The sequence below is a fragment of the Kitasatospora sp. UYEF31 genome, from assembly GCF_057291755.1.
The window spans coordinates 1-11,275 of the sequence record NZ_JBXAWK010000103.1 but is presented as its reverse complement, the minus strand read 5'-3'; the positions used below and the strand labels follow the sequence as shown (position 1 = coordinate 11,275).

9 protein-coding genes are annotated in these 11,275 nt (G+C 70.3%); 6 read left to right on the top strand and 3 right to left on the bottom strand.

What is annotated here, in order from left to right; all coding sequences use genetic code 11:
* Positions 1 to 145: 145 nt before the first annotated feature.
* The gene (locus tag AC0Z36_RS28600; RefSeq protein WP_485465983.1) at positions 146 to 352 is read right to left on the bottom strand and encodes a hypothetical protein; all 207 of its coding nucleotides are present in this window, start codon (positions 350 to 352) and stop codon (positions 146 to 148) included.
* 141 nt (positions 353 to 493) lie between these two features.
* Complete coding sequence (locus AC0Z36_RS28595; RefSeq protein ID WP_485465982.1) at positions 494 to 1,111, bottom strand: Rv3235 family protein; 618 nt, start codon at positions 1,109 to 1,111, stop codon at positions 494 to 496.
* Between the two features lie 374 nt (positions 1,112 to 1,485).
* Here AC0Z36_RS28595 and AC0Z36_RS28590 point away from each other — a divergent pair, with 374 nt between their 5' ends.
* The 3 genes from AC0Z36_RS28590 to AC0Z36_RS28580 all read left to right on the top strand — a co-directional run bounded on the left by AC0Z36_RS28590 (position 1,486) and on the right by AC0Z36_RS28580 (position 5,974).
* Positions 1,486 to 2,436, top strand: a complete 951-nt coding sequence (locus AC0Z36_RS28590) for an alpha/beta fold hydrolase (RefSeq protein WP_485465981.1) — start codon at positions 1,486 to 1,488, stop codon at positions 2,434 to 2,436.
* 4 nt (positions 2,437 to 2,440) lie between these two features.
* Positions 2,441 to 4,849: a hypothetical protein gene (locus tag AC0Z36_RS28585; protein WP_485465980.1), complete on the top strand. Its 2,409-nt coding sequence runs from the start codon at positions 2,441 to 2,443 to the stop codon at positions 4,847 to 4,849.
* 183 nt (positions 4,850 to 5,032) lie between these two features.
* On the top strand, positions 5,033 to 5,974 hold the full coding sequence (locus tag AC0Z36_RS28580; RefSeq protein ID WP_485465979.1) for an NADP-dependent oxidoreductase: 942 nt from the start codon (positions 5,033 to 5,035) through the stop codon (positions 5,972 to 5,974).
* Positions 5,975 to 6,149: 175 nt separating this feature from the next.
* Here AC0Z36_RS28580 and AC0Z36_RS28575 read toward each other — a convergent pair whose 3' ends face one another.
* Entirely contained in the window at positions 6,150 to 7,145 is a 996-nt protein-coding gene (locus tag AC0Z36_RS28575) for a 2-dehydropantoate 2-reductase (protein WP_485465978.1), read from the bottom strand.
* 367 nt (positions 7,146 to 7,512) lie between these two features.
* Here AC0Z36_RS28575 and AC0Z36_RS28570 point away from each other — a divergent pair, with 367 nt between their 5' ends.
* The 3 genes from AC0Z36_RS28570 (at position 7,513) to AC0Z36_RS28560 (ending at position 11,155) form a co-directional block, all read left to right on the top strand.
* On the top strand, positions 7,513 to 9,042 hold the full coding sequence (locus AC0Z36_RS28570; protein WP_485465977.1) for a M1 family metallopeptidase: 1,530 nt from the start codon (positions 7,513 to 7,515) through the stop codon (positions 9,040 to 9,042).
* Positions 9,043 to 9,178: 136 nt separating this feature from the next.
* The gene (locus AC0Z36_RS28565) at positions 9,179 to 9,979 is read left to right on the top strand and encodes a thioesterase family protein (RefSeq protein ID WP_485465976.1); all 801 of its coding nucleotides are present in this window, start codon (positions 9,179 to 9,181) and stop codon (positions 9,977 to 9,979) included.
* Between the two features lie 561 nt (positions 9,980 to 10,540).
* Positions 10,541 to 11,155 carry a LysE family translocator gene (locus AC0Z36_RS28560; protein ID WP_485465975.1) on the top strand — a complete coding sequence of 205 codons (615 nt, stop codon included), beginning with the start codon at positions 10,541 to 10,543 and terminating at the stop codon, positions 11,153 to 11,155.
* Positions 11,156 to 11,275: the final 120 nt, after the last annotated feature.

The window sequence follows — 11,275 nt, the reverse complement described above, 5'->3', positions numbered from 1 at the left end:
CGACTGGCGGAGGCGGAGGTGGCAGCACCGCGGGGGACGAGACCGGAGCGGGGGCCGGGGGCGGCGGGGGGGGGGGGGGGGGGGGGGCCCCCCCCCCCCGCCCCCCCCCCCCCCCCCCCCCCCCCCCACGGCGGGTTCAACCGGCTCACATGGGCACGTCGACCTTCGCCAGGTCGTTCTCGGGAAGGTTGTGGATCATCTCCCCGTTGTCGAACCTGATGCTGTAGCGGGTGACGGCCCAACCACTGCGGTCGACCACGGTGCCTTCGGTTCCTTTGGCCACAGAGTGGCTGAAGATCCCGCCGAGATCACGCAGAGCCATGCATTTCTCGCCGGTGTTGAGCGGGGACACGGAACTACCTCCTGTGGAAAATCTCCCCCCGTGGAAACGTCTAAAATTCCACCTTTCGCCGCAGCACTCAAGCGGTTCGGGTGTATTGGCAGGTCACCGGGGTGTCGACGGAAGATCAACAGGAACAACCCCGGGGTGGTGTCACCGGTGTTCGAGCGCCGTGCACAGCCAGGACGGCGTTCCGGCCGCCCGTCTCACGGAAACTCCGGCGACAGGGCGGATGGTGAGCGGATTTCCGCCACGCACGGCACCCCGGTCGAGGCGGAAGGCCAGGAGTAGCGGCTCGGCGCCCACCCGGAGCAGCAGGCTGCTCTCGCAGACACCTTCGCGTGGCGTCGTAGGGCGGTGCACCTGGACGTACACACTGTTCGGGCGCAGCCTGCGCACCGAGCCGGCGAGCCGGTTCAGGTCCAGGTACACCTGCTCGGTGGCCAGTGGCGTCAGCTGGGTCGTCGCGCGCAGCCCGGAGAGCACTTCGACGAGCATCCGCACCAGGTGGGCCGCGTGGCGCGGCCCCTCGGCAGGGGCCTTCTCCGGGGCGGGCGGCGGTGCGACCAGCAGGAGGCGGGGGCGGGGTGAAGGCTCCGCCGCCGGTCGGGAAAGGGCGAGGGCGCCGTACGTGACCGGCCCTGGCCGGTCCCCTCCGGCGGGCGGACGGAGGACTGACGTGCTGTCAGGGTTCGGATCCGGGTCGAAGGCGGGCTCGCGGGCCGGTGCCCGGACGATCCGGAGGTGGCGGTCACTGCTGCTGCGGACCATGGGGTCCCCCTGTTCTGAAGGGGTGTCACGACCGGTTCCCCGAGCGGGAGACCGTTCAGGCGTCACATCGTGATTACCTTGTTACTCGTTGGTAGTAAGTGGGTCAAACGAGTGGCCCGGATTTCCCCCGTGCGGGTGGTCCGCCTCGAACTGTGGTCCGGGTAGCGCGACATGGCGCAGCCCTTCCGAACCCCGGGCGTCTCGTCTACGGTCTGGTTACCAGCGAGTAAGGAATGGTGGGGGCAATGGCTCCGAACGGAATGCTCACCCGAAGGACCGACACACGCACGTCCGGAAAACGACCCCGTGGCAAGCGCGGGCCACTGGCCGTCCCACCGGAACTGACCCCGCCCGAACCGGCGCGCACCCGTCGCGTGCGATCACTCGACGGCACCCGGCTCCACATCGAGGAGTACGGACCCGCCGGCGCACCGGTCGTCGTCCTCGCCCACGGGTGGACCTGTTCCACACTTTTCTGGACACCCGTACTGCACCGCCTCGTCGACGACCTTCGGGTGGTGGTCTACGACCAGCGCGGACACGGACGCAGCGGCCTCCCGGTCAACGGCTCCTACAGCACCGAGGCCCTCGCCGACGATCTTTCAGCGGTCCTCGACGCGACCTTGCCGGCGGGGGAGAAGGCGGTCCTGGCCGGCCACAGCATGGGCGGCATGAGCGTGATGGCCGCCGCCGACCGGCAGGACGTACGGGACCGCACCGCTGGTGTCCTGCTCGCCGACACCGGCGCCGACGCCCTGGTGGCCGGGATGGCGCTCGTGCCCTTCGCGCAGCGGCTGCCGCGCCTGGCCGCCGCAGTCTCCCGGACCGCCCTGCGCTCACCGCTGCCGCTCGGCCCGGTGACCGCCGCGGGCAGGCGGGTGCTCCGCTACGGCACCATGGGCACCGCGTCCACCCCCGAGCAGATCGACTTCTGCGCGCGCATCGTGCACGCCTGCCCGACCAGGGTGCGCACCGGCTGGGCGCGGGTGCTCGGCGAACTGGACCTGGCCGCACACCTGCCGTTCCTCGCCGCCCCCGTGATCGTCCTCGTCGGCGGAGCCGACCGGCTGACCCCGCCCTCGCACGCGCGGCGCATCGCCGCACTCGTACCGAACCTGGTCGACCTGGTGGAGCTCCCGGGCCTGGGCCACATGACACCGGTGGAGGACCCTGCGGCGGTGGCGGCGCAGATCCGGCGGCTGCTCGCCGGACGCCGTGCCGCAGCGGCCGGGCCGGCCCCGCGAGAACCTGACGTCACGCTGGGGCCGCCGGTTCAATCCCCCCGAAAGAGTGACCCTGCGGCAGCGGGCGGGTGGCTACCCTGAATGGATGTACGAGCCTCGTGCCGCAGCCGCGCCGGTCGTCGGATCCTTCCTGGCGTGGGCCGCTTCGCGCGGCGACGCCGTCACAGAGCGCCCGGTGCGGGTGCTGACCACACTGGCCCTGCTCCGCGGGGCCGCGGTCCGCTCCGGAGCGCTGGTCGTCACCGCCGGCCTCATCGGCCAGTTGTTCAACGACGACCTGCCGCTGATGGCCGACATCTCCGCCGACGAACAGGCTGAATACGCCACCGTGGTCAAGCTGATGATCGACCGTCAGCATGAACTCCGGATGCTCAACACCAAACGTCAGGCGAAACTGCTCACCGCGCTCAGCGACGCGATGCCCGGCTTCACCGCGCTCACCACCGGCACCGAACTGCTGACGTGGCGTCGGCACTACGCGGCCCTGCTGCGCTCCGACGGCGTGGACCGCACCGACAGTCGGGCCGTCATCCGCTGGTTGGAGGACTTCAGCCGCCGCCCCACAGCGCAGCGCGCCGACGGACTGGCGCGCTGGGAAGCGCCGGAGGGAGTTCCCGGCTGGGCCCTCCTCGACACTGTCAGCCCGGTGCTGTGCGACCGGATCGCCACAGCAGGGGAGGCCGCGAGCGTCACCCTGTGCAGCCTGCTGCTCGAACAGTCCGTGCAGTGGTACGAAGAGCAACTGGAACAGGTCGAACTCCCGCCGTACAGAAGCGTCGACGAGCTCTCCGGCAACGCTGAGCGCACCGCTGGGGAACTGCTCGACGAATGGACCGCCGCCGGACTCGGCGCGGCCCTGGCCGGCCCCTACCGGAGACTCGCCGACGGCATGGTGCCCGCCGCGACGCGCGGACTGCACCTCGACCTCGCGGAGGTCACCGACGAGGTCTTCACCGGGGGCGGCGACCGGCACTTCCTCCCGGTCGCGCTGCCGGACGACACCGGCCTCGCCGCGCTCGTCCGGGCCTCGCCGCTGCTCACCGCCGCCGCCCGCTGGTCCGCGGACCCCCGGGCCGGTGCGCGGGGCGTGTGCGACGGCCGTACGGCGGAAGGCGACTGGACCCCGGTCCTCGACCTCGTCTCCGCGATCGCCGAAGCCACCGGTCTGGCCGAGGGCGGCACGGAGTTGTGGGAGTCGGCCGGCCCGGCCACGCTCACCCGGATCGCCCTGGACGCACTCGCCTGCCTCACCCAGGGGCAGCCGGAGCTGTGGGAGCAGGCGGCCCGCGCCGAAGGCCATGAGCCCGACGAGGACGACACCGAGGAGCGGGACCCGGAGCTGGTCGAGTACCTCGACTCTGAGCACGCCCTGCTGCTCCTGGAGCTGTACGACCGCACCGGGCCGCTGTCGGTGGCCGCGCAGACGGGGGTCTCGATGATGTGGGCGGTCCAGTCGAGCCCGCCGCTCAAGCCGCGGCCCGCCCCGGCGCCGCTCCCGCTCGACGACGCGGTCGCAGACCTGCCCCGGCTGGTCCGCGCCCCGCGGAAGTGGTCCGGGCAGGACGGCGCCTACCGACTGCCCGCGGACGCGGAGCTGGGCGGGGTGGGTTTCTCCGAAACAGACCGGGAGGAACGTGAGGACCTGGCCGAGGGCGCCTACTGGTACACGCTGCTCCTCGACCGGTTCTGCGCGCTCGGCGTCCTGGCCCGGGACGGCGACCGCCTGTCGATCACCGGTCTGGGCCGGGCGCTCGTGTACGCCGGGCTGGTGCACGGCGGCGTCCGGGCCGACCGTGCGCAGGACCTCGCGGGCTGGGACGCCGCGACTGTGGCCACAGCGCTCCTCGAATGGGACCGGGTGACCGCCGCGCAGGTCCTGGAGCAGTGGCTGGCCGCGCAACCCGGGGCAACCGAAGGCTGGCGGCAACTGCTGGTCGCGGCGGGCCTCCGGGGCCCGGACCGCCAGGAACTGCTCGCCGTCCTCGGCGTGTCCGGGGACGACCGCGGTCCGCTCCTGGCGATGGAACCCGACACGGACGAGGCCGCCGAGCCGTTCGTCCAGGCCCTGCGGTCCACGGTGACGGACCCGGTCATCGGCGCGTACGCCGCGCGGACCCTGCTCCACCTGGGGCAGCGCCCCGGCGGTGAGCCGCCGGTCCCAGCGTTGGCGGTCCTCCAGCTGGACCGGCTGATGACGGCGCTGCGCGAGGACCATGCCGCGATCCTGCTCGGCGGAGCGACCCACAAGCCGGGCAGCACGCTCCGCGCCGCCTTCGAGCAGGCCGCCGCCGGGTGGGCGGGCAGCGCCCACGACCTCCTGGAGGCCTTGGCCGACCAGGGGCGGGGGGCCTGTGATGTGCTCCGGGTCCTCGCCGCAGTCCTGCCGGACCCCGCACTGGCCGACGCGGCCCGCAGACTGGCCCGGCGGGCGGCGGCGGGCGGCACCGGGCCGGCACCGTCCGGGAAGACCCGGAAACGGCGCCGGAAGTCCTGATCCACAGTGCGCCGGGCTGCGTGACCCGACCGGCGACACTCCGACAAGTCGGCTAAGTACGTATAAATCTTAAGTGCTTTTGCGTTCAAAACTGTGCATAAACGGTCAAGCTACCCGCGTTGTCGCCGCTCGTCCGGAGCGGACCGGACACCCCGCGCCGACACACTGACCAAGGGAGACACAGTGCGAGCCGTTGCCGTCACGAAGTTCAAGGCCACGCCGGAGCTGGTGGACCTGCCCAAACCGGTGGCGGGGCCCGGCGAGGTGCTGGTGAAGGTCAAGGCCTCCGGCGTCAACCCGATCGACTGGCAGATCGGCGACGGCCTGATCAACCCGGACATCGAGGACTTCCCCCTGGCGCTGGGCGTCGACTTCGCCGGCACCGTCGAAGCCGTCGGTGACGGCGCGCACGCCTACCTGGTCGGTGACACGGTCTACGGCCAGGCGCTCCTCGGCCGCCCGGTCATGGGCGGCACCCATGCCGAATACCTGACGATGCCCGAGGACGGCACGATCGCGCTCGCGCCGCACCGGGTCTCCCTCGTCCAGGCGGCTGCCCTGCCCACCGCGGGGATGACCGCCCAGGCGATCCTCGACTCCGGGCGCATCGGACCAGGCCAGAGTGTGCTGGTCGTCGGGGCGGCCGGGGGAGTCGGCTCCTTCCTGGTCCAGCTCGCCGCGGCGAACGGCACCCGCGTCACGGCCGTCACCCAGGGGGACGACTCCAAGCGGATGGAGGCCCTCGGCGCAGCCGAGCACATCGACAGCACCACCGAGGACCTGGAACAGCACATCAAGCAGGACTACCCCGACGGCGTGGACGCGCTGGTCGACCTCACGATGGGCGAGTCCTTCGCCCGGCATGCCCTCCTCGTCCACGACGGCGGCGTCGCCGTCACCACCCGGTACGTCGCGGACGTCGAGGACTTGAAGTCCAAGGGCGTGGACGGGATCAACTTCGCACTCACCCCGACCGGCAACACGCTCCGGACCTTGTCCGCCCGGGTCGACGCCGGCGCGTTGAAGGTGCCCGTCGAGCACGAGGTCAAGTTCGAGGACGCGCCCGCCGCGCTCGCGGCGAGCAAGGCCGGCGGGGCGCGCGGGAAGACGGTTGTCGTGCACTGATTCAAGCGCCCACGACGAAAGAGCGGGCCGTACGGAGGGCCGGTGACGCGGCGTCAGTGCTGACGGTACGTCAGTTCGCTTGTGCGGACCGCTCTTTCGTCTTTTCATCGTGGGTCTTCAGGTCGGTTCTTCAGGCGGGGGCTTCAGGCCGGGTCCTCAGGCGGGGGCCTGGGGCTCAGTAGAGCCCGCGCGTCTGTGCGTTCAGCCGGGTCAGGCCGAGCAGCGCGTCGATCGACGGGGTGGGGACCCCCACCGCGAGGCCGATCTCCCGTACGACGGTCACCAGGGAGTCGAGCTCGATTCCCCGGCCCGCCTCGGCGTCCTGCAGCATCGAGGTCTTGAACGACCCCAGTGCGCGGGTGACCTTGATGCGGTCGGCGGGCTGCTCGTCGATGGGGCAGCCGATCGCCGCGCCGATCGCCGAAGCCTCGATCATCACGGACTGGCAGAAGGCGTTGACCAGTTCGTCGTCCAGGATCCGGTCCGAGGCCGCGCCCGTCAGCGCGGAGACCGGGTTCATGGTCATGTTGCCCCACAGCTTGTACCAGATGTCCCGGTGGATGCGCGGGGACGTCGTGGCGTTGAACCCGGCGCGCTCAAGCAGGCCGGCAACCGTACGCAGACGTTCCGAACCGCCCCCGGCGGGCTCACCCAGAATGAAGCCCTGCCCGTTGTGGTGGTTGACGAGCCCCGGCTCCGGGACGCTCGCGCTCACGTGGACGACACAGCCCAGGACGTGCTTCGTCGGGACTGCGGCGGCAATGGAGCCGTCGCGGTCTACGGCCTTCAGCCGCAACCCCTCGTGCACGCCGCCGAAGCCGTCGAAGAACCACCACGGCACGCCGTTCATCGCGGTGACGACGACGGTGTCCTCGTGCAACAGCGGGGCGATGTGCTCGACCGCACCGGCGAGGGCGGGAGCCTTGACCGCGAGGAAGACGACGTCCTGCGGGCCGAGGTCGGCGGGGTCCGCGCTCGCCCGCTCCACCGGGGCGGTCAGCAGCCCGTCATGCCCCCGCACCCGCCAGCCGTGCTCCCGCAACGCACCCAGGGTCCTACCGCGCGCGACCGCGCTGACCGACAGTCCGGCGGCGGCGAGCCGCCCGCCCAGGAAACCGCCGATCGAACCGGCTCCGACGACGCATATACGTGGATTTTCCTGCTGGCCCATCCGGCTGCTCCTCGGTCCGCTGCGAGTGATCCCGCGGCAGACACTATCCCGCAGCGGACACTGTCCGGCTGGACGGATCCGGCTCCCGGGGCGGTCAGTCCGCGCTGCGGCTCTGCTGGTCAGCCCGCTCTGCGGATGGCTGACACCAGGCGGGCGCTGGCCTGGACGCGGGCCTGCCGCCGGCGGTGGGCCTACGCCGTACGGGGGACCCGCGCCTCAGGGGCCCCGGCAATCCCGGGGCAGTCTCCGGGCAACGATTTCTCCTGCCGGACGCGCCGCGGTGACCCCCAGTTGATCTTTGTGCAACAAGAGTCACCATCGGGTAACACGTGACTCCTGGGGCTCCCGGAACGGGTGTTCGCTCCATATGGTCCAGGTGTTCGTCCACCGACAAGATGGAGGACCTGTGCGTACAAGAATCGTTGTGTCGGCCGCGGCGGCTTTCGGGCTGCTGCTGGCAATCCCGGCGTCCGCCGCCGACACCCGCCCCGGAGCCCCGGGCGTGGGCGATCCGTACTACCCCGAAGACGGAAACGGCGGGTACGACGTATCCCACTACGACCTGCGGCTGAAATACCAGCCCCAGACCGACAAGCTCGAAGGCACCGCCACGCTGGTGGTCAAGGCCACCCAGGACCTCAGCCGGTTCAACCTCGACTTCGCCCTCGCGGCCAGCGAGGTCCGGGTCAACGGCAACAAGGCGAAGTTCGCCACCGAGTCCCTGCACGAGCTCGTCGTCACCCCGAAGAACAAGATCAAAAAGGGCGAGGAGTTCACCGTCACGGTGCGCTACTCCGGAATCCCCTCCGAGGTCGAGGTCCGCGGGCTGAAGAACTGGTACCGCACACCCGACGGCGCGGTCGTCGCCAACGAGCCGCAGGCCGCCTGGTGGTGGTTCCCGAGCAACGACCACCCGTCGGACAAGGCCACCTTCGACGTCTCCGTCCAGGTCCCCGACGGCTACCAGGTCGTCAGCAACGGCCTGCCCGCCAGGCCCGTCTCGAAGGCCGGCTGGACCCGCTACAACTGGCGCTCCGACAAGCCGCAGGCCACCTACCTGGCCACCCTCGCCGTCGGGAAGTTCGACGTCAGCAGCGGAGTCAGCGACAACGGCGTGCCGTTCTACAACTACTACAGCAAGGACCTCGGGGCGAACACCGGCGCCGCCAAGGCCAGCGTGGAACGCACACCCGAGATCGTCGACTGGCTCGCCGAGCGCTTCGGCCCCTACCCGTTCAACTCCGCGGGCGGCTACGTCCCCAACGTGCGCAGCACGTACGCCCTGGAGACGCAGACCAGGGTGTTCTACAGCCCCATCGCCTTCTCCCGCGGCACCAACGTCTCCGTGGTCGTCCACGAACTCGCCCACCAGTGGTACGGGGACAACACCTCCGTCAAGAACTGGCAGGACATCTGGATCAACGAAGGCTTCGCCCGCTACAGCCAATGGCTGTGGTCGGAGTCCGAGAACGAGGGCACCGCACAGGAACTCGCCGACTGGACCTACGCGTCGGTCCCCGCGACCGACGACTTCTGGAAGGTCAAGATCGGCGACCCCGGCCCGGACAACGAGTTCCACATCGCCGTCTACGACCGCGGGGCGCTGTCGATCCAGGCGCTGCGCAACCGGATCGGCGACGAGAAGTTCTTCCAGATCCTCAAGGGCTGGCCCGTCGAGCACAAGTACGGCAACGCCAGCACCGGCGACTTCCTCCGTTACGCGGAGCGCATCTCCGGCCAGCGGCTCGACGACTGGTACCAGACCTGGCTGTTCACGCCGGAGAAGCCCGCGGCCCCCGCGGCGGCCCAGGCGCGCATCGCCGGACCGCAGACTCCGCCCGTACAGCCGAAGTCCTGGGCGAAGATCCAGGAGACGAACCACATCCACGCTCACTGACCAGGTGTCAGTGAACCTGTGAAACGGTCCCGTTCCGCGATTACGCGGAGCGGGACCGTTGTGTGTCGTGGATGCGAAGCGGGCCCCGCTGTGTTGTAGGTTCCACGGCCATCGTGAACCCCGAGGAGCGGACCACATGAGCACAACCGGAACAGCAGCAGCCTTCTACACCGCGACAGGGAAGAGTCGCTACAGCGCGACCGCGCACACCCGGGGGCCGTGGGACGCGGGCTCCCAGCACGGCGGCCCGCCGGCGGCACTCCTCGGGCAGGCGATCGAAACCAGGGACGGCGTACGGGACGACCTGCGCGTCGCGCGGATCTCGTTCGAGATCCTGCGACCGGTTCCGATCGCCGAACTCGAAGTAGAAGTACGGGTGTTGAGGTCGGGTCGTACGGTCGAACTCATCGAGGCGTCGCTCCGCCCGGTAGGCGGGAAGGAGGTCATGCGGGCGACAGCGGTGCTGCTCCGGGCGGTGCCCGAGTCGGTCCCGCAGGTTCAGTTCGCTCCGGCGGTCCCTGCCGCGCAGGAAGGCCGTACGGTGCCGTTCTTCCCGCTCGACTACGACGAGGGCCACCACGCGGCGATGGAGTTCCGGTTCACGGACGGCGAGTTCGTCGCCAACGGCCCGGCCACCGGCTGGATGCGGATGCGCTACCCGCTGATCGAAGGCCAGGAGATCTCCCCCCTGTCCCGGGTGCTGATCGCTGCGGACACCGGCAACGGCATGAGCAACGTCCTCGACTGGGCGACGCACATCTTCATCAACCCGGACCTGACGGTGCATCTACAGCGCTACCCGGTCGGCGAATGGGTGTGCGTCCAGGCCAGTACGAGCATCGACCCGGGCGGCATCGGGCTCGCGGAGTCGGCGCTGCACGATGAGAAGGGACCGATCGGGCGCGGGGCGCAGAGCCTGGTGATCGCGCCGCGCTGAGCCGGTCGGTCCCAGGCGTACCGCTGTCAGGGCTCTGTGCTGTGATCCCCGCAGGCGAAGATCTTCTCGGCCGGTGGGGGAACTGTGAGCGGCGAACTGGTGGACACAGCCTGGCACCGCCGCTCGCGGCGTTGCCGAATCCTCCAGGTATGACCGATACGAGTTCGGATCCGGCGCCTTGCGACGCACGGCGCCAGACAACACGGCCTGGTCCGGCGGGAAACCCAGAACAGGACCTTAGTACAGACTAAGTTGGACTATCCCCGACTCGTTTCCGGCCCGAGAACCGACAGGACCGCGATTACGCGGGAGCCGGATCAGCTGTCTGCGACGGGCCCGGCGCGGTCGGTCCGGACCGCTTCGAAGATCGCCGAGCGTCGACTGTTCCCAGTGGATTCGGTCGACGCGGAGCGGTGTGGCAACTCCGGGAACCCATTGCCAGGCTGAGCCGTCATCGGGAATGCGGTGCGAGGATCATCTTCCGGCGCTGGGCCTGATGGCCTGTCAGAACGATGGCCGACAGGGCTGATCCGCGAACCCTGACATCAGAAGGAAGAAAACATGGGCGAATTGATCGCCGTCGCCGTAATCACCGTCCTCGCCGTCATCAGCCCCGGCGGGGACTTCGCCATGATCACCAGGAACAGCTATCTGTACGGCCGGAAAGCCGGTCTCATCGCAGCAGCGGGCATCGCCCTCGGCGTGCTGGTGCACGTCACGTACACGATGCTCGGCATCGGCCTGCTGATCTCCCGGAACCCGTCGCTGTTCACGGCGATCAAACTGGTCGGGGCGGCGTACCTGGTCTACATCGGCGTCAGGACGTTCACCACCCGCGCCAGGGTCGATGTCGACCTGTCGGACGCGCCGCCGATGACCTCCCTGGCCGCGCTGCGCACCGGGTTCCTGACCAACGTGCTCAACCCGAAGGCCACACTGTTCGTGGTCAGTACGTACACCCAGGTCATCCACGCGGACACGCCGTTCGCGCTCCGGCTCGGCTGCGGGCTGTTCATGTCGGTGACACACCTGGTGTGGTTCAGCCTGGTGGCGGTGTTCTTCTCGATCGCCAGGCTGCGCGTCGCGCTGCTCGACCGGCAGACAGTGGTCAACAAACTGATCGGCACGGCGCTTGTCGGGCTCGGGGCGACCTTGGCGCTCGCTCCGATGGCTTGACCGGGCCGGCTGTTCAACCCCGGAGGGGGGGGGGGGGGGGGGGGCGGCGCCCCCCCCCCCCCCCCCCCCCCCCCCCCCCCCCCGCCCCGGCGGGCGCCCCGCCCGGGGCGGGGCGGGCGC

Coding starts and splice junctions, on each gene's coding strand:
- AC0Z36_RS28570 (WP_485465977.1), top strand. CDS start 7,513: ATGGTCCAGGTGTTCGTCCACCGACAAGATGGAGGACCTGTGCGTACA.
- AC0Z36_RS28565 (WP_485465976.1), top strand. CDS start 9,179: ATGAGCACAACCGGAACAGCAGCAGCCTTCTACACCGCGACAGGGAAG.
- AC0Z36_RS28560 (WP_485465975.1), top strand. CDS start 10,541: ATGGGCGAATTGATCGCCGTCGCCGTAATCACCGTCCTCGCCGTCATC.
- AC0Z36_RS28575 (WP_485465978.1), bottom strand. CDS start 7,145: ATGGGCCAGCAGGAAAATCCACGTATATGCGTCGTCGGAGCCGGTTCG.
- AC0Z36_RS28585 (WP_485465980.1), top strand. CDS start 2,441: ATGTACGAGCCTCGTGCCGCAGCCGCGCCGGTCGTCGGATCCTTCCTG.
- AC0Z36_RS28595 (WP_485465982.1), bottom strand. CDS start 1,111: ATGGTCCGCAGCAGCAGTGACCGCCACCTCCGGATCGTCCGGGCACCG.